Origin of the sequence: Parasutterella secunda (assembly GCF_023336895.1) — a bacterium.
In the GTDB taxonomy this organism is placed as follows: Bacteria; Pseudomonadota; Gammaproteobacteria; order Burkholderiales; family Burkholderiaceae_F; genus Aphodousia; species Aphodousia faecalis.
Map to the genome: position 1 here is coordinate 239693 of NZ_JAMBLT010000003.1, position 17702 is coordinate 257394.

Annotated in this window: 17 protein-coding genes and 1 tRNA gene; 17 read left to right on the forward strand and 1 reads right to left on the reverse strand. The window is 47.3% G+C overall.

The genetic code is table 11. From position 1 onward, the window contains the following. Nucleotides 1-68: 68 nt before the first annotated feature. The 15 genes from argG to M3080_RS05185 all read left to right on the forward strand — a co-directional run bounded on the left by argG (nucleotide 69) and on the right by M3080_RS05185 (nucleotide 15136). Nucleotides 69-1400: an argininosuccinate synthase gene (argG, locus tag M3080_RS05115; RefSeq protein ID WP_022473284.1), complete on the forward strand. Its 1332-nt coding sequence runs from the start codon at nucleotides 69-71 to the stop codon at nucleotides 1398-1400. 145 nt (nucleotides 1401-1545) lie between these two features. Next, nucleotides 1546-2802, forward strand: coding sequence for a lipoprotein-releasing ABC transporter permease subunit (locus M3080_RS05120; protein WP_249092173.1), 1257 nt, complete (start codon nucleotides 1546-1548; stop codon nucleotides 2800-2802). Continuing rightward, nucleotides 2795-3493 (forward strand): ABC transporter ATP-binding protein, encoded by a 699-nt coding sequence (locus tag M3080_RS05125; RefSeq protein ID WP_249092174.1) that lies wholly within the window; start codon nucleotides 2795-2797, stop codon nucleotides 3491-3493. Before M3080_RS05120 ends, M3080_RS05125 begins: the two co-directional genes overlap by 8 nt. After that, the gene (locus tag M3080_RS05130) at nucleotides 3490-4278 is read left to right on the forward strand and encodes a TatD family hydrolase (RefSeq protein ID WP_249092175.1); all 789 of its coding nucleotides are present in this window, start codon (nucleotides 3490-3492) and stop codon (nucleotides 4276-4278) included. Before M3080_RS05125 ends, M3080_RS05130 begins: the two co-directional genes overlap by 4 nt. A gap of 183 nt (nucleotides 4279-4461) precedes the next feature. Then, on the forward strand, nucleotides 4462-4914 hold the full coding sequence (gene ndk, locus M3080_RS05135; protein WP_022473288.1) for a nucleoside-diphosphate kinase: 453 nt from the start codon (nucleotides 4462-4464) through the stop codon (nucleotides 4912-4914). Between the two features lie 116 nt (nucleotides 4915-5030). Next, nucleotides 5031-6167, forward strand: coding sequence for a dual-specificity RNA methyltransferase RlmN (rlmN, locus tag M3080_RS05140; RefSeq protein ID WP_022473289.1), 1137 nt, complete (start codon nucleotides 5031-5033; stop codon nucleotides 6165-6167). 4 nt (nucleotides 6168-6171) lie between these two features. Next, nucleotides 6172-7425 (forward strand): flavodoxin-dependent (E)-4-hydroxy-3-methylbut-2-enyl-diphosphate synthase, encoded by a 1254-nt coding sequence (ispG, locus tag M3080_RS05145; protein WP_249092176.1) that lies wholly within the window; start codon nucleotides 6172-6174, stop codon nucleotides 7423-7425. A 24-nt stretch (nucleotides 7426-7449) separates the two neighbouring features. Next, nucleotides 7450-8763 carry a histidine--tRNA ligase gene (hisS, locus tag M3080_RS05150; protein ID WP_249092177.1) on the forward strand — a complete coding sequence of 438 codons (1314 nt, stop codon included), beginning with the start codon at nucleotides 7450-7452 and terminating at the stop codon, nucleotides 8761-8763. 3 nt (nucleotides 8764-8766) lie between these two features. Beyond that, nucleotides 8767-9420, forward strand: coding sequence for a YfgM family protein (locus M3080_RS05155; protein ID WP_022473292.1), 654 nt, complete (start codon nucleotides 8767-8769; stop codon nucleotides 9418-9420). Between the two features lie 16 nt (nucleotides 9421-9436). Next, nucleotides 9437-10549 carry an outer membrane protein assembly factor BamB gene (bamB, locus tag M3080_RS05160; protein WP_249092178.1) on the forward strand — a complete coding sequence of 371 codons (1113 nt, stop codon included), beginning with the start codon at nucleotides 9437-9439 and terminating at the stop codon, nucleotides 10547-10549. Nucleotides 10550-10552: 3 nt separating this feature from the next. Then, a complete protein-coding gene (gene der, locus M3080_RS05165; protein ID WP_249092179.1) occupies nucleotides 10553-11905 on the forward strand; it encodes a ribosome biogenesis GTPase Der in 1353 nt (450 codons plus the stop codon). Between the two features lie 76 nt (nucleotides 11906-11981). Beyond that, entirely contained in the window at nucleotides 11982-12218 is a 237-nt protein-coding gene (gene hfq / locus M3080_RS05170) for an RNA chaperone Hfq (RefSeq protein WP_022473295.1), read from the forward strand. 75 nt (nucleotides 12219-12293) lie between these two features. Continuing rightward, a complete protein-coding gene (hflX, locus tag M3080_RS05175; protein ID WP_283162552.1) occupies nucleotides 12294-13463 on the forward strand; it encodes a GTPase HflX in 1170 nt (389 codons plus the stop codon). Nucleotides 13464-13507: 44 nt separating this feature from the next. Continuing rightward, a tRNA-Ala gene (locus M3080_RS05180) sits at nucleotides 13508-13583 on the forward strand. A gap of 251 nt (nucleotides 13584-13834) precedes the next feature. After that, nucleotides 13835-15136: a tyrosine-type recombinase/integrase gene (locus tag M3080_RS05185; protein ID WP_249092181.1), complete on the forward strand. Its 1302-nt coding sequence runs from the start codon at nucleotides 13835-13837 to the stop codon at nucleotides 15134-15136. Nucleotides 15137-15301: 165 nt separating this feature from the next. Here M3080_RS05185 and M3080_RS05190 read toward each other — a convergent pair whose 3' ends face one another. Beyond that, nucleotides 15302-15961: a DUF6710 family protein gene (locus M3080_RS05190; protein WP_249092182.1), complete on the reverse strand. Its 660-nt coding sequence runs from the start codon at nucleotides 15959-15961 to the stop codon at nucleotides 15302-15304. Nucleotides 15962-16280: 319 nt separating this feature from the next. Here M3080_RS05190 and M3080_RS05195 point away from each other — a divergent pair, with 319 nt between their 5' ends. Together M3080_RS05195 and M3080_RS05200 are read left to right on the forward strand one after the other, a co-directional pair. Beyond that, nucleotides 16281-16958: a DUF3800 domain-containing protein gene (locus M3080_RS05195; protein WP_249092183.1), complete on the forward strand. Its 678-nt coding sequence runs from the start codon at nucleotides 16281-16283 to the stop codon at nucleotides 16956-16958. A 294-nt stretch (nucleotides 16959-17252) separates the two neighbouring features. Continuing rightward, nucleotides 17253-17702, forward strand: a 450-nt coding sequence (locus M3080_RS05200; RefSeq protein ID WP_249092184.1) for a transposase, incomplete at its 3' end; no start/stop codon positions are given.

Consider the following 17702-nt stretch of genomic DNA (forward strand, 5'->3'; position numbering starts at 1 on the left):
CTGAACCGACAGCTCCGCGGATTTGAGAGCGGAAGTAATAATTGATTCAAACTTTGAGACGAGGAATTATGTCTGAAACCATTTTGCAAAAAGTGCCTGTTGGCGAAAAGGTCGGTATCGCTTTCTCCGGCGGTTTGGATACGTCCGCAGCGTTGCGTTGGATGAAGAAAAAGGGAGCGCTTCCCTATGCCTATACAGCCAACCTCGGTCAGCCCGATGAAGATGACTATGAAGCGATTCCTCGTCGAGCCATGAATTACGGTGCTGAGAAAGCCCGCTTGGTGGAATGTCGTCCCCAATTGGTGGCCGAGGGTATTGCCGCGATTCAATCCGGTGCTTTCCACATCACGACGGCCGGTCAAACGTACTTCAACACGACGCCTTTGGGCCGTGCCGTCACCGGTACGATGCTTGTGAACGCCATGCGTGAAGACGGCGTTCACATTTGGGGTGATGGTTCAACCTACAAGGGAAACGATATCGAACGTTTCTACCGTTATGGTCTTTTAGCTAATCCTGAATTGAAGATCTACAAACCCTGGCTTGATCGTGACTTTATTAACGAATTGGGCGGCCGCGCTGAAATGAGCGCTTTCTTGCAAGCCGAAGGTTTCGACTATCGTATGTCGGCAGAAAAGGCCTACTCCACGGACTCTAATCTCTTGGGCGCAACGCACGAAGCCAAGCATTTGGAAAGTCTGCAAACAAGCATGAAGATCGTTAAACCCATCATGGGCGTGGCGTTCTGGGATCCGGCTGTTGAAATTAAGCCTGAAGTGGTGACGGTGACCTTTGAAGAAGGTGTTCCTGTTGCTTTAAACGGCAAGAGTTTTGATGATCATGTCGCCCTTATGTATGAAGCCAACGCGATTGGCGGACGTCACGGTTTGGGTATGAGCGATCAGATTGAAAACCGTATTATTGAAGCTAAGAGCCGTGGCGTTTACGAAGCCCCGGGGATGGCTTTGCTTCATATCGCTTATGAACGTTTGGTCTCCGGAATTCACAATGAAGATACGATTGAGCAATATCGCATCAATGGTATCCGCTTGGGTCGCCTGCTCTACCAAGGTCGTTGGTTTGATTCTCAAGCAATCATGCTTCGTGAATCTGCCCAACGTTGGGTGGCTCGCGCCATCACCGGCACGGTGACGCTTGAATTGCGCCGCGGCAACGACTACACGATTTTGGATACGGTCAGCCCGAATCTTACCTACGAACCCGAACGTCTGACAATGGAAAAGGGTGACTCGATGTTTACGGCCGAAGACCGTATCGGTCAATTGACGATGCGCAATCTAGACATTGTTGACACGCGCGCCAAGCTTGGCATCTACGCTAAGAGCGGTTTAATTTCTGGCACAAGCGCTGTGGCCATGTTGGGTGGCAGCAAGAAATAGTCCTGACTATTGACTCAAGTTAGCAGCGGGTGAGGTTGAAAGGCTTCGCCCGTTGTTTTTTTAGGTGTCAAGCAATCTCCGAAAGCGGTTCAAAAACCGCTAAAATTTCCGCCATTACGAAATTTTTGATCAAAGGCTCTTTTGCGTGAATTTACCTTTTGAATTCAGAATCGGGTGGCGGTACACCCGACAAGGCCGCCGAGGTCGCGGTAAAAACGGTTTTATATCTTTCATCTCCGTGATGAGTGTGGCTTCCATCGCTTTGGGGGTGATGGCGCTCATTGTGGTGCTTTCCGTCATGAACGGATTTCAAAAAGAAGTTCGTGATCGGATGCTCTCGGTTATTCCCCATATTGAAGTTGTGAGCTACGCAGGCTCAATTGACAACTGGCAGGACACCGCTAAATTGGTGGCATCCAATTCTCATGTGTTGGGGGTGGCCCCCTATTCTTCCGGGCAAGGACTTTTGAGCACCGGTTCAAGTGTGCGAGGGGTATTGCTTCGCGGTATTGATCCGGCAACCGAAAACAATGTTTCCGATATCGATAAACAAATGGCCTACGGCCACCTGGCTGATTTAAAACCCCGTGAGTACGGCATCGTTTTAGGGCTTGATTTGGCCAGACTTTTGCGTTTGAGAATCGGCGATAAAGTCAATGTCATTATTCCTCAGGGGCGGGCAACGCCAGCCGGAATTGTCCCGCGTATGAGGGCCTTCACACTAACGGGAGTATTTTCTTCCGGTCACTACGAATACGACAGTTCCATGGCGCTTCTTCATATTGAAGATGCGCAGGCACTTTTCCGGCAAACAGGCCCTGCCGGTCTTCGTGTTCGGGTCGATGATATGAATAAGGCCCCAGAAATTTCTTATGAAATCCTAAAAACCTTACCCGATACCTTTGCTGTAACCGATTGGAGTAAGCAAAATCGCACTTGGTTTGCCGCAGTTCAAGTCGAAAAGCGGATGATGGCCATCATTCTCTTTTTGATTGTTTTAGTGGGAGCCTTCGGATTGGTTTCCAGCATGGTGATGACCGTGACAGAAAAGCAGTCTGATATCGCCATTTTGCGTACCTTAGGCGTATCTCCCTCTTCGATCATGACGATTTTTATGGTTCAAGGGGCGGTTGTCGGAATCGTTGGTGTTAGCTGCGGCGTCGTGCTTGGGCTGCTTTTAGCCTGTAACCTTGACGTGATTGTGCCAGCGATTGAGTCGCTTTTTGGTATTCAGTTCTTGCCCAAGGAAGTCTACTTCATTAGCTCCCTGCCTTCTGATCCGAGGGCAGGCGATATTGTTCCCATTGCGGCTTTCTCATTTATTTTGTCCCTGTTGGCTACGATTTACCCGAGTTGGCGGGCCGCACAAACAAAACCCGCGGAGGCTCTTCGCTATGAGTAATGAAAAAGAGTTTGTCATCGTTGCCCGAGGAGTCAAAAAGGCCTACCGCGAAGATGATCGCTCGGTGGAGGTTCTCAAGGGGGTTGATCTTGAGGTCAAGCCCGGGGAATTGCTGGCGGTGGTCGGCGCTTCGGGATCCGGTAAAAGCACACTGCTTCATGTTTTAGGCGGATTGGATTCAATTGATGAGGGTGAAGTCACTGTCGCCGGTTTTTCGGTTCATTCGTTAAGTGAAGTGCAAAGAGATGAGCTTCGGAATCAAAAATTGGGCTTTGTTTATCAGTTTCATCACCTTTTGCCTGAATTTACTGCGCTTGAAAATGTGGCCATGCCGCTAATTGTTCGTCGAGAACGGGATGATTTGGCCAAAAAGAAAGCCAAGGAAGTCCTGGAGTCTTTGGGGTTAGCCCATCGGCTTAATCACTTGCCCTCTCAAATGTCAGGGGGTGAGCGGCAGCGCTGTGCGATTGCTCGGGCGATGGTAACGGAGCCGGCCTGTATTTTGGCCGATGAACCGACGGGTAACTTGGACCGTCAAACCGCGGCCTCTGTTTTTGAAAGTTTGGTTTCTTTAGCAAGAAGTCATCAAACCGCTTGCGTGATTGTCACACACGATTTGGATTTGGCGGCTCAGTGTGATCGGGCCGTCACGATTGCCGATGGTGTGATCGTACAGGCTGATAACGCATGATCATTGATACACATAATCACGTCGGGCTTGCCCCGTTGGCACAATCGCTTGAAGTGTTAGCTCAAAAGGCTAGCACCATGGGTGTGGTCTGCGGCGTGATCACAGCGGGCGGCGTAGAGGATTTCGAGCGCGTGCGCCAAACCGCCCAAAAACTCAATTGGGGCTATTGTGTGGGTCTTCACCCCCTGTATATCCGAGAGAATTGGCAAGCTGACATCAAGGCGCTTTCTGCCTTTTTAGAGACACATCAAGACGATCCCCATTTAGTTGGAATCGGGGAGATTGGGTTGGATTTCTACGTGGAGGGACTCGATCGGGATCGTCAGGAAGCGGTATTTAAAGAAGAACTTCAACTGGCTTTACGGTTTAATCTGCCGGTTTCGCTTCACAGTCGCCGAGCACTTTATCGAGTTTTAGCATTGATGAAGGAATATCCGACAGTATCAGGCGTATTGCATGCTTTCGCAGGCTCTCTCGATGAGATGAAGCAAGCCGTTCGAAGAGGTCTTTACCTGGGCATGGGCGGCGCGATGACTTTTCCTGGTAGCAAACGCGTGCGGACAGCCGCTATACAAGCCCCGTTCGGTTCTCTCGTTTTGGAGACCGATGCTCCGGATATGCCGCCCGTTTTTTCAGAAACGAAGCAATCATCTCCTTTGGATTTGCCGCGTTATCTCTCTGAGTTGGCCGATCTTCGTCAAGAGGATGAAAGTGTTTTATCCAAGGCCCTTTTCATGAATTCGCTCAGCGCTTTTCCTAAACTGAAAGTGCTGCTTGCAAAATAGAAAAATTTCGTTGCATTTCCGAGAGTTCCCCAGCCTTTGAAAACAGTATTTTGAAGTCCTTCGGCAGGTTTCTTTCTGCTAAAATGCCACCTCGAAATGAGCCCCCGGGGTCATTCTTTGATTGTCATGGACAACCGGTGTTGTCCGTCTGTTTTTGATTATTAACTTCATTGGGGAAATACAATGGCTATTGAACGCACCCTTTCCATTATCAAGCCGGATGCCGTTGCTAAGAACGTCATCGGTCAAATCTACACGCGTTTTGAAAACGCCGGTCTTCGCATTGTTGCCGCTCAAATGCGTCAATTGTCTCAAGCTGAAGCCGAAGGTTTCTACGCTGTTCACAAAGAACGTCCCTTCTTTAAGGATTTGGTGGCTTTCATGACCTCCGGCCCCGTGATGATTCAAGTGTTGGAAGGTGAAGGCGCCATTGCCAAGAATCGTGAATTGATGGGCGCTACCGACCCGAAGAAGGCTGCTCCCGGCACGATCCGCGCTGACTTCGCTCAAAGCATTGATGCTAACGCTGTTCACGGCTCCGACGCTCCGGAAACGGCTGCTGTGGAAATCGCCTACTTCTTCCCGACGTTGGCGATTTGCGAACGCAAGTGCTGCGGTTGCTGCTGCGACAAGTAATACTTGAGGGGGCGGGGTGCGACAGCACCTCCAAATTCGTCGTGCTCCGTCCTTAATCTGTCGAGTCGCCTCCGGGTGACTCGTTTCAACTTTACCGAAGCCGTTTTTTCAAAGTGATGACTCAAACTGACAACCGTGTGAATCTATTAGACCTGGACCGAGAGGGACTCGTGGCTTTTTGCGAGCAAATGGGCGAGAAGCGTTTCCGTGCCATTCAGCTTTTGCGATGGATTCACCGTCATTGTGTGGGCGATTTTGAAAAAATGACCGATTTGGCCAAGTCCTTTCGGGCCAAGCTCATTGAGCGCACAGAAATTCGTGCTCCGTCTCCCATTTGGGATAAGAAAAGCGCAGACGGTACGCGTAAGTGGCTATTTGATGTCGGCAACGGCAACGCGGTCGAGACGGTTTTTATTCCGGAGGATGATCGCGGAACGCTTTGTGTGTCCACGCAAGCGGGTTGTGCCATGGGGTGCCTTTTTTGCTCAACAGGCAAGCAAGGCTTTAACAGAAATCTGAGCACCTCGGAGATTATCGGCCAGCTCTGGCACGCCGAAAAAACGCTCCGTGAAGATATGGGTGTAACCGATCCGGCTGACCGTGTCATCAGTAACGTCGTACTCATGGGGATGGGGGAGCCGCTTCAGAATTTGGATAATGTCGTGGCGGCTCTGAAGCTGATGCTCGATGACAATGCCTACGGCTTAAGCCGTCGTCGTGTGACGGTTTCCACTTGCGGCTTGACTTTACAGATGGATAAATTAGCGGCGGCCGTGCCCGTTGCTTTGGCGGTGTCCTTGCACGCCCCCACCAACGAGCTGCGCGATCAGATCATGCCCATCAATAAGAAGCACCCGCTTGAAGATCTTATGCAGGCATGCAAACGTTATTTAGCTCATGCTCCGCGTGATTACATCACTTTTGAATACATTTTGTTGGGTGGTGTCAATGATCGCTTGGAACACGCCAAAGCATTGGTTAAGCTTGTGCGTGGTGTTTCCTGCAAGTTTAATTTAATTCCCTTTAACCCATTTCCGGACAGTGACTTAAGAAAGCCCGATCCGAAAGATGTGAAGGCTTTCCAGGACTATCTGATGGGGCAGGGCATTGTGACGACTATTCGTAAGACCAGAGGTGACGATATTGATGCCGCTTGTGGTCAATTGGCAGGCAACATTAAAGATAAAACGCGTCGCGCCGAACGCTTGGCTCAACAAAAAGCTCAAGTCACCTTTTTAGTCAAGGAGCGCTAGAACGATGTCTGTGTTTAGCTCTCGTCATCACACTCACAAGGTTCATGTTCGTTACGGCGACAACGATGTGACGATAGGGGGAGATAGCCCCATTCGGGTGCAATCCATGACCAACACGGCAACGACCGATGTTGACGCAACGGTGCAGCAGGTCATTGATTTGGCACGCGCAGGTAGCGAGTTGGTTCGCCTGACTGTTAATACGCCCGATGCGGCTCGCGCTGTGGTTCAGATTCGTGAAAAGCTTGACGCTTTAAATTGCTCGGTTCCGCTTGTTGGTGATTTTCACTACAACGGACACAAATTGCTCACCGAGGTATCCGAATGCGCGAAGGCCCTGTCCAAATACCGTATCAACCCGGGCAATGTCGGTCACGGTGAGCGGGGAATGGAAAACTTTGCCCGTATGGTCGAAGTCGCTATCGCCAATGATAAGCCGGTAAGGATCGGTGTAAACGGCGGATCGCTTGATGCTCAAATTTTGGCACGCATGCTCGAAGACAATCGTGCAGCAGGCATGCCGCAGACGCCTTCAGAAGTTCAGTTGCACGCGATGGTGGCTTCCGCCTTGCAAAGCGCAAAAGCTGCAGAAGAAATCGGCCTTGCGGCCGACAAAATCGTGCTCTCGGCCAAGGTGTCCGCGGTTCAGGATTTGGTGGCTGTGTATCGGGAACTCGCCTCACAGTCTGACTATGCTTTGCATTTAGGTTTAACGGAAGCGGGTATTGGCACCAAAGGGGTGGTGGCTAGCGCTGCCTCGATGGGTGTGTTGTTGGCCGAAGGGATTGGCGACACGATTCGGGTGAGCATAACACCAATGCCGGGGGCAGCAAGAACTGAAGAAGTTCGCGTTGCTCAGGAGATTTTGCAGACCATGGGGCTTCGCGCCTTTTCTCCTCTTGTGGTATCGTGTCCAGGTTGTGGCCGTACGTCAAGCGCCCTTTTTCAACAACTGGCGGCTCAAACGCAGCGCTATTTGATTGAGATGACTCCACAATGGCGCGAAACGGCCGAGGGTTTCGAAAATATGGTGGTGGCCGTCATGGGCTGTGTGGTCAATGGCCCGGGGGAAAGCAAGCACGCCAATATTGGGATTAGCTTGCCCGGTAACGGTGAGTCACCTGTTGCCCCCGTGTTCGCGGACGGAGAAAAGATTGCCTCCATTAAAGGGGAGGCCGGTGATGCGGACTCCATTGCCGACCGCTTCAAGGAATTAATTAATGAGTATGTGCAGACGCATTACTCGAAAAAGCATTAGACATTAATGAAAGAGAGAAGTGTTATGGCTAAAGTACAAAAAATTGCCGGTATTCGCGGAATGAATGACATTCTTCCGGCCGAAGCGCCTATTTGGGAATATTTTGAAGAATGTGCCCATGATGTGCTTCGTGCATACGGTTACAAGCAAATTCGCACGCCGATCTTAGAGGCAACCTCTCTTTTTAAGCGCGGTATCGGTGAAGTAACCGATATTGTGGAAAAGGAAATGTATTGCTTCACCGATTCCCTCAACGGTGAAGAATTGGCTTTGCGTCCTGAAAATACGGCCAGTGTGGTCAGAAGTGTGATTGAACACAACCTCACCTATAACGCTCCGCAACGATTGTGGTACTTCGGACCGATGTTCAGACACGAGCGTCCGCAACGCGGCCGCTATCGTCAATTCCACCAATTGGGTGTTGAAGCGTTGGGCTTTAAGGGGCCGGATGTTGACGTTGAACAGATCCTCATGGCTCGCCGTCTTTTTGATGAGCTTGAAATTTTGCCCTTGAAACTGGAACTCAATTCCTTGGGCAATCTCGACGAGCGTAAAGCTCATCGCGAAGCGTTGATCAAATACTTTGAAGCCAATCAGGATGTCCTTGATGAGGATGCTAAACGTCGTCTTTACAGCAACCCGCTTCGCATTTTGGATACGAAAAATCCTGACATGCAACAGATGGTTGAAGGAGCGCCGAAGCTTTTGGATTACCTGAAAGAAGACAGTCTTGCCTTCTTGCGTCGTATGGAAGAGTTGCTCTCGGTTGCGGGTGTCGACTACACCATCAATCCTCGTTTGGTCAGAGGCCTTGATTATTACAACCACACCGTTTACGAATGGGTGACGGATAAGCTCGGGGCTCAAGCAACGGTTTGCGGCGGTGGCCGTTACGATCCGCTCATTGAAATGTTGGGCGGTAAACCCACGCCGGCTGTTGGCTTTGCCATGGGTGTGGAAAGAGTGCTTGAAGTGATGCGTGAATGCGGCTTTGAATCTGGCGAGCCTGACACCGAAGTTTATGTTTTGCATCAAGGCGGTGCTTCTCAAGGCTACGCGATGATGTTGGGTGAAATTCTTCGTGATGCATACTACGAAGTGATTGTTCACGCCGGTGATGCGAGCATGAAGAGTCAAATGAAAAAGGCTGACCAAAGCGGCGCTAAATATGCGTTGATTTGCGGTGAAGAAGAAACCGCTCATGGTCAGGTGACTGTGAAATGCATGTATGGTCACGAAGACGAACGCTTCATGAAGCAAGAAACCCTTGACTTACAAGACGCAATCCAATATTTTGTCAATTTAAACGACGACTTTTTCGAAGAAGACGAGGAATAAGGCATGGCCTACGATTTACAAGAACAAGAGTCATTAGACGAGTTAAAGGCTTGGTGGGAGAAATGGGGTAACTTGGTTCTCTCCGTAATTACCGTGGTTTGTTTGGCTTTTGCCGGCTACAACGGTATGAAGTGGTGGGAACGTCATCAAGCCCAGGAAGCCAGTGTCGCCTATTCTTCACTTCAGACGGCGATTATGCAGCAGTCTGAACCTGCTTCTGTTGAGAAAATTGTTGATGCGCTAATTGAAGATGCGGGTTCTACCGTTTACGGTCCGATGGGTGCTTTGAGCGCTTCCCGTTACCTTGAATCGAAGGGCGAGAGTGCGAAGGCTCAGGAATTGTTGCATTGGGTGGTGGCAGAATCCGATCGCCCGGAATATCAAACCGTAGCCCGTGTTCGCTTGGCCGGTTTCCTTTTGGATGATAAAAAATACGAAGACGCTGTTTCTTTGTTGACGGCTGCTCAGCCTACCGATAAGCAGATCGCCTTGGTCAATGACCGTTTGGGTGATGCTTACTTTGCTAAGGGTGATGTGGTGAATGCCCGCCGAGTGTGGCAGGAAGCTTTAAAGCACCCGATTGATCCGGCACTGATGGGTTTCGTTCAACTTAAACTTCAAGCGCTTCCTGAAGACACTGAACAACAAAAGCAATAAGACTTAAAGGCTTTGTATGATGAAGAAAACACTTTTGGCCCTGGCAGCCGCCGCGGTTTTGGCCGGATGCAGCGCCCCGAGTTCTCAAGCGCCTACTGAGCTCGAAGACTATAACTCCATCGCTGAACCCGATGTGGTTTGGTCTAAGAGTGTGGGTGAAAGTCTGACGAATTATTTAGTGCCTTCGGTGGTTGGCAGCTCGGTTTACGTTGCAGGCGGCAACACCGTCTATCGCTTGGATGCCGATGATGGTGATGAGGTATGGAGTTTTGATACCGATGCACCGGTGGCGGCTGGCGTTGGTAGTGACGGTTATATCATTGCCGTTGGTACAGCCAAAGGTGAACTTGTTGTATTGGATGCCGAAGGTAAAAAGCTCTGGTCAACATTCTTAACGAGCGAGATGGATGCTGTACCGTTGGTGGGCAATGGTTTGGTCATTGTGCGCACGGCCGACACTCGTGTGACCGCTTTTGATGCGTCAACCGGTGAACAGCGCTGGCGTTATCAGCGTCAGGCTCCGTCGCTTACTATTAAAAATGCTTCCGGAATGATTTTCTTCGGTCCCATGATTCTGGTGGGACAAAGTAATGGGTACCTTTTAGGGTTATCCGCTGAAGGCCGTCCTGTATGGCAGGCCTTGATTTCAGAGGCTCGTGGCATTACCGAAGTTGAACGCCTGGTGGATATCTTGGGCACTCCGATGGTCAATCGAGATCTGCTCTGTGCTTCAGCGTTCCAAGGACGCTTGGTTTGTATGGATGCCACCAACGGTCAGCTGCGTTTTACGCACGATGTGACGGCCATGACGCCGCCTTCGGCTGATGACCGTTTTGTTTATATCGGCAATACGGCCAGTGAACTTTATGCCTTTGATCGCACCCGCGGCTATCCTGTCTGGAAAAATGAAAAGCTGAAGTGGCGCGGCGTACGAGCGATCACCCCGATGTCGGGTGTTGTGGCTGTTGGTGACAGCGAAGGCTATGTGCAAATTCTCAATCCGGAAAGCGGCGATATTATCGGCCGCACCCGCTTGGATGGAGCCATTGTCTCTCCTGCTCAAAGTTATGAGCAGGGAGCTATTTTCCAAACTGAAGAAGGTGAAGTGGCCTTCATTAAGGTGCAATAAACCATGCTTCCTGTGATTGCTTTGGTCGGACGTCCCAATGTCGGAAAGTCCACGCTTTTCAATCGACTGACTCGTTCCCGGGATGCTCTTGTGGCGGACTTTCCCGGACTGACACGCGACCGTCAATACGGTGAAGGTCGTGTGGGTCCTCGCCCTTATATTGTGGTGGATACGGGTGGTTTTGAACCGGTTAAAAGCCAAGGGATTGTCAAGGCTATGGCAAGCCAGGCTGAATTGGCCATCGAAGAAGCCGATGTGGTGGTTTTTGTGGTCGATGCTCGAACGGGTTTGACTCCGCATGACGAGCGCATTGCCAATCACTTAAGACGTTCTCATCGACCGGTTGTGTTGGCGGTCAATAAAGCCGAAGGTTTGGATTCTGTTCATGCTGCAGAATTCTATGAATTAGCCATGGGCGAACCCAACATGATTTCAGCGGCTCACGGCCACGGGGTGCACAACATGATTGAGTTGGCCCTGTCGCTTTGTCCCGAAGAAGAAATCGATATTGTTGATGATGAAGAAGCCGCCGAAGAGGGGAAGGCTCCTCGCATTAAGGTGGCTGTGACCGGTCGGCCCAACGCCGGTAAAAGTACGTTAATCAATGCTCTTTTAGGTGAAGAACGGCTGATTGCATACGATATGCCGGGTACGACACGCGATTCAATTCGAGTGGATTTCGAGTATGACGGTAGAGACTATGCGTTAATTGATACGGCCGGTTTACGCCGCAAAGGTAAAGTTTTTGAAGCCATTGAAAAATTCTCGGTGGTTAAAACTTTGCAGGCGATTGCGGACTCCAATGTTGTTATTTTGGTGCTTGATGCCAAGGAAGGGATCGCCGAGCACGATGCGCATATCGCCGGTTATGTGTTGGAAAGCGGCCGTGCTTTAGTGGTTGCTATTAACAAGTGGGATGCTCTCGATAGCTACGAGCGTAGCCGAATTGATGAAGAAATGGATCACAAGCTTCATTTCCTGAATTGGGCACGCCAGATTCACATTTCTGCGTTAAAGCGAAACGGTTTGAACCATTTGATGAAGGCTGTCTCTGATGCACACGCGGCCGCTTTCGCAAAATTGTCGACGCCCAAGTTGACCCGTGCGCTTATTGAAGCTGTTCAGCGTCAATCACCCCCTCGAGTCAAGGGTGTTCGACCGAAATTACGCTATGCTCACCAAGGCGGGCAAAATCCTCCCGTTGTGGTGATTCATGGCAACAGCCTGCAGGCTGTGCCGGATAGCTATAAACGCTATCTGGAAGGTTGGTTCAGAGATCAATTTAATTTGGCGGGAACTCCGCTTCGGATTGAATTTAAGCTGAACCGCAATCCCTATGTGGAGAAAAAGGATTAAACTAACAGGGCAGGTGTTCGATAGTCGGGCTACCTAAACAAGAAGGCGTGCTATTTCAAACGCCCGGAGAATAAAAATGACAAATAAAGGCCAACTTTTACAAGATCCGTTCCTCAACATTTTGCGCAAGGAACATATTCCGGTCTCCATCTACTTGGTTAACGGCATTAAGTTACAAGGTCAGGTGGAATCGTTCGACCAATACGTTGTGCTGCTTCGCAATACTGTGACACAAATGGTCTACAAACATGCGATCAGTACCGTGGTGCCGACTAAGCCCGTGAACATGCCTCAAGTCGAAGACGCTGAGTAATCGAACCTGATTGATGATCAATAAAGGAGTGTGCCGGGGTGGATTCGCTTGGCACGCTCTTTTTGTCCCTACCGTATGACTGTATTTCAAATCGATAGCGCTGAAGAAAAGTCGCCCAGAGCATACCTCGTTTGTATTTCCACTTCGCGAATCACCATTGCTGATGCAGCTGAAGAGCTCACTGAGCTTGTTCGAAGCGATGCACTTGAGCCCGTTGGGCTTATGATGGCTAAGCGTGATAAACCTGATCCGGCGACGTATTTGGGCAGCGGAAAAATCGGTGAATTGGCCGATGAGGTGAAACGACTCGATATCGGTGTGGTCGTTTTTGATGTGGCCTTGTCAGCCGCACAGCAGCGCAACATTGAGCGAATCGTGGGCGTTGCAGTGCTTGATCGAACTCAGCTTATTTTGGAAATCTTTCAGCGACGAGCCAAAAGTCGGGAAGGTCGTCTGCAAGTGGAGTTGGCAAGACTGGAACATCTGTCAACACGATTGGTTCGAGGCTGGACTCACTTGGAGCGTCAACGTGGGGGTCTAGGTAAGACGGGTGGTCCCGGTGAAAAGCAAATTGAATTGGACCGCCGCATGATTGGAGTTCGAGTCAAGCAGTTAAAGGAACAGCTGAAAAAATTAGCCAAGCAGCGCAACACGCAACGTAAAGGCCGCTCACGAAGTGACATTGTCTCCTTGTCGATTGTAGGCTACACCAATGCGGGTAAATCCACATTATTTAATGCGCTCACAAAGTCTGATATATATGCCGCCGATCAGCTTTTTGCAACATTGGATACAACAGCCCGACGCTGTTATGTCGGAGAGGGGGAAAGTGTAGTCTTAAGTGATACGGTCGGTTTTATTCGAGGACTACCTCACCAGCTGGTGGAGGCCTTCAAGTCGACTTTGGATGAGACAGTGCATGCTGATATTTTGTTGCATGTCGTTGATGCTTCAAGCGCAGCCAAGGACGATCAGATTGTTGAAGTAAACAAAGTTTTGGAAGAAATCGACGCCCATGAAATTCCGACAATTCTGGTACTCAACAAAATTGATCGAACAGATCTGGAACCGGAAATTTTAAGGAACGCTTCCGGCGAGATAGAGGCTGTCAGAATATCTGCATTAACAGGTGTTGGCCTAGATTTATTGCGGGAAGCGATATTAGAGAAATCCCGAGAGGTCAAAGAAGCAAACAAAAGTTTGCCTCGAGAGCTTGAAGATTGGGAAAAAGAGGAAATGGAGTAGTTTGCAATTTTCGCTATGGCGTGGCAGAATTCAAAACCTCTTGTGGGGATGTAGCTCAGTTGGCAGAGCGCTGCGTTCGCAATGCAGAGGTCGGGAGTTCGACCCTCCTCATCTCCACCACTCTATACATGACAGTTAGTGTCAGTTGGTGACAGAAGTTCGATAAACCGTCTAATTTTTCAGTAAGTTAGGCGGTTTTTTCACTTTGTTACAAAGTCAATTTATGACAGTTGATGACAGTTGCGGACAGTTAATGACACGCATCTTTGGTTACTAGGATGGTTACTAAGCGATTGAATACAATTTTTAGTAACCATGTTAGTCACCAATAAATTTTTACTGGTGGCTTCATCTAACTCTTAGAATTTTGTATGAAAATTGCCACACCTCTTACTGTCGCCCAAATTAAAAGGCTAACTAAGGATGGTCTATATGCCTTAGGCGGAATCCCAGGGTTATCTTTAAAAATCCAAAAAGGTACCAAAACATACGTTTATCGATACCTGTGTGCTAGTGGGCGTAGAAGGATTATTACGATAGGAAAATTTGAAAATATTTCTCTGTCTGAAGCCTGCTCTCAAGCATTTACGCTATCTCAGAGTATTTTCAAAGGGCAAGATCCTTTGGATGAAAAAAATGCTCAAAAGTCAATTAGTAAACCCGGCACAACGTTTGAAGAGGTTACCCTAAAATGGATTGAGCAAAGAGAAAAAAATAATTACTACACCAATCCTAGGGAACCAAGCAGAATTTTAGCTTCATTTAAGCGGAACCTTTTCCCAAAAATTGGACAAACATCTGTCAATAAAATCGAAGCCGTCGACCTCTACAACGCAATTTCTAGCTACTGGATCAATAATAGAGCGTCCGCCAAAAAATTATTAACTTGGACTAGACAAGTATTTCGGTTTGCTATTGCACTAAAACTTAGAAAAAATCGAGAAAATCCAGCCAGTATAGATGGTGATTTTGGCGTCCTTCTTCAGAATACCCCAAGAGAGAATAAAGAAGATAACCATATGCCAGCTCTTCCAGTGTCTGAAATTCCGTCGCTTTTTATTGATTCGGATTCCCTATATTCTATGTCTGCACGTGCCGTTGAGTTTTCCATTTTGACTGCCACTCGTTCTCAAGCAACTCGATTAGCAAAGTGGGAAAACATTGATTTAGAAAATGGAACGTGGGAAATTCCTGTTGAAGACGACAAGGAAAAAGGACCAAACCGGGATAGAACGATCTATTTATCTTCAGTTGCCATAAATCTACTAAAAAGAATTCCGCGATTTCCTAATCAAAAATTTGTTTTTTTAAGCAACCGAGGCAGTCCATTCGGAGATATGGCTTTGCAAATGGTACTTAGACGTTTACACGAAACTAAACTTGAAATTGATGGTGTGGGCTGGGTAGATCCCAAAGAATCCAAAAAAAGAAATAAACCTTGTCCGATTACAGTCCATGGTACCGCAAGATCTACATTTTTTACCTGGGCACGCGATGATGGATTAGGGAATAACCGGAAATTTGACAAAGATGCCGTTGATCGATGTCTCCTACATACTCCCCGCGATCCATTGAAAGGTGCATATGACCGGTCTACGCTTGAACTTGAACGTCGAGAAATAATGGAGGCATGGGGGCAGTATTGTTACTCCAAATTAACATCAAGCCAATAAATTTAGACCAAAACACCGTTCAAAGGCTCAAAATAATTTTTAATGTGATTGTTTTATATCATTAATACTTACTGATAGTGCAGAAAACCCAGCCAGAGAAACCAGGCTGGGAGCGCACTGTCATGGTGCGGTTCATATTTGTTAATCAAGTAATTTTTTGAGTCCTCAACACAAAACGTCCTTATACCGTTTAGACAACTCCCACACCCATCCAAATTCCGGATAAGGGGTTGGCCACATTCGTTTTGTTTGAGAATCGATCCAATTAGTCCCATCAAACGAATATCGCTCAAAATGAATGGAGCAGTCCACTACATTTTTTGGCATTACAGTTCCGGAGTGGTTTAGCATTCCATTCATAATTGAATGGTGACCTCTCCACACATAACCAATCCGCATAGGTAAAAACAATGTCACGTCGTGATTAATAACATTCTGCTCAAACGGGTTATCTTCATGACCAATAAAACCAAGTTGATTTAATGCTTTCGGACGCCAAGGATTAGGAACTAAGAGATCCACCCCTAGATGCAATTCATAATTTGTATCTGTTAAAGAATCATCTCGATAACCTAACACTTCAAACGGAAACATCTCCGAAAGTTTAATCTCTGAGTGGTTATGATCGTCATTCAAATACTCTTGACGAATATTTTTCCAAATTAAAGGAATCAACAAAACCCTGATGTAATCATGTAAAGCTACACGCTGTTTATCTGCAGCAACCGAATGAACGATCTTTTCAGCTCGCTCTAAAACTTTGATAAGGGCAATACTATTTTCTTTTTCTAATCTTCTAGTTCTCAAAAGGTCAAGAAAAAACATAAATATGGGTCACCTCAAAAAGCAGCACTGATGGATGCTATCACAATGTTTGACTGGGAGCTTGTCCAAATTGGGTATTTCATAAATTGATGTAAATTATGTTAAGCGAGATTTATTTTTGCAGGTTAACTAACCGTTGTTTAGGGTGTACCTCATTCAAACAACACAAGCCGAAATTTAGTTCCATCAATTTAATTATCTGTGATAAAATAGGAGCCAAAGGTGGTCAGAGCAATCTGATCATCATGGGCTGGTCGTAAGACCCGGGTCCACCAATAGGCGGGGAAGTTCCCCGCCATTTTCGTATAGGAATACCAGAGTGAAAGAACTATCTATTTTTATTGATGAGTCCGGTGATTTTGGTCCTTATGCGAAACATTCACCCTACTACATTGTCACAATGGTTTTTCATGACCAAAGTGAAGAAATCAATCAGAATATACTAGATTTTGAAAGAGCCTTGGATTACCTGGGATTAGAAAGACACTGTGTCCATACCGGACCTATTATTCGTAGAGAGGAAAACTACCAACATCTAACTATTGAAGAACGCCGAAAAATTTTGAATAAGATTGTAGCGTTTACAAGAAAACTCCCCATTAGATATAAATCCTTTCACGTTGCAAAGGAAAAGGATTTTGACATCATTAACTACACTCAAAATTTATCAAAACAAATTGCATCATTCCTATCTCAAAAGTCCTCAGAATTAGAGAAATACCAAACTGTTAAAGTCTATTACGACAATGGTCAGATTGAATTGACTAAAATTTTGACTTCAGTCTTCAGCATCATATTGCCGAATGTGGAGTTTAGAAAGGTCTTGCCAAAGGACTATAAGCTATTTCAAGTTGCAGATTTATTTTGCACAATGGAACTACTTAAACTGAAGAAAGATAAGGGTACTCTGACTCAATCTGATACTAAGATCTTTGGCTCTTATGAGATTCTTAAAAGAAATTACCTCAAACCAATTAGTAAAAAAGAATATCGGTAGTTTAGAACAACAATCGTTTTTTAAAGGTATTTAACCAAAAAGTTCCTATATAGGAACTTTTACACGAAAGAGAAGGGATTATATTTTTGCAAGCAAAAGAAAACGCCCAAGGGGTCGAGGCTTGGGCGCATGACAAAGAGCTGAAAGCTCCTTTTTCAGTTCGTTTAGAATTTTAGCACATTAACTCAAGGCTCAGTAGCTTTTTCACAAAAAATTACTCTCTACCCGTACAATCGAGACTGTAAATAAGTTTGAGTAAATCCAATATTTGCTAATCTCTTAGGAGTGAAGGAAATGGATTTACCAATGAATCAAGACAAGCTTAAAAACCTAATCGCCAGTATTCCAACCGACCAGTTAAAAAGTGATGAAATTGAACCTTTCATCCAACAGATACGCAAGCATTTGATTGAGCAAGCTTTACAAGGCGAAATGGACACTCATCTTGGCTATGACCGATATAAGCGTCATAGTGGCACCAATAGCCGAAATGGCTCAAGCAAGAAGACGTTAAAGACCGAGAAGGGACCGATTGCCATTTCGGTTCCAAGAGATCGAAACGACAGTTTCGAACCGCAAATTGTCCCCAAGGGACAAACGCGAACGGGCGTACTCGATGACCAAATCATTGCCCTTTACAGCAAAGGGATAAGTACTCGTGAAATTACTGAAACCATTAAGGAACTTTACGATGTCGATATGTCGGCCACGCTCATTAGCAATGTGACCGGCCGAGTCATCAAT

Bases quoted from the DNA above. Each gene is read 5' to 3' on its own strand.
- M3080_RS05130 (WP_249092175.1), top strand. From the start codon at position 3,490: ATGATCATTGATACACATAATCACGTCGGGCTTGCCCCGTTGGCACAA.
- hflX (WP_283162552.1), top strand. From the start codon at position 12,294: ATGACTGTATTTCAAATCGATAGCGCTGAAGAAAAGTCGCCCAGAGCA.
- argG (WP_022473284.1), top strand. From the start codon at position 69: ATGTCTGAAACCATTTTGCAAAAAGTGCCTGTTGGCGAAAAGGTCGGT.
- M3080_RS05190 (WP_249092182.1), bottom strand. From the start codon at position 15,961: ATGTTTTTTCTTGACCTTTTGAGAACTAGAAGATTAGAAAAAGAAAAT.
- der (WP_249092179.1), top strand. From the start codon at position 10,553: ATGCTTCCTGTGATTGCTTTGGTCGGACGTCCCAATGTCGGAAAGTCC.
- M3080_RS05155 (WP_022473292.1), top strand. From the start codon at position 8,767: ATGGCCTACGATTTACAAGAACAAGAGTCATTAGACGAGTTAAAGGCT.
- hisS (WP_249092177.1), top strand. From the start codon at position 7,450: ATGGCTAAAGTACAAAAAATTGCCGGTATTCGCGGAATGAATGACATT.
- ndk (WP_022473288.1), top strand. From the start codon at position 4,462: ATGGCTATTGAACGCACCCTTTCCATTATCAAGCCGGATGCCGTTGCT.
- hfq (WP_022473295.1), top strand. From the start codon at position 11,982: ATGACAAATAAAGGCCAACTTTTACAAGATCCGTTCCTCAACATTTTG.
- rlmN (WP_022473289.1), top strand. From the start codon at position 5,031: ATGACTCAAACTGACAACCGTGTGAATCTATTAGACCTGGACCGAGAG.
- bamB (WP_249092178.1), top strand. From the start codon at position 9,437: ATGATGAAGAAAACACTTTTGGCCCTGGCAGCCGCCGCGGTTTTGGCC.
- M3080_RS05185 (WP_249092181.1), top strand. From the start codon at position 13,835: ATGAAAATTGCCACACCTCTTACTGTCGCCCAAATTAAAAGGCTAACT.
- ispG (WP_249092176.1), top strand. From the start codon at position 6,172: ATGTCTGTGTTTAGCTCTCGTCATCACACTCACAAGGTTCATGTTCGT.
- M3080_RS05125 (WP_249092174.1), top strand. From the start codon at position 2,795: ATGAGTAATGAAAAAGAGTTTGTCATCGTTGCCCGAGGAGTCAAAAAG.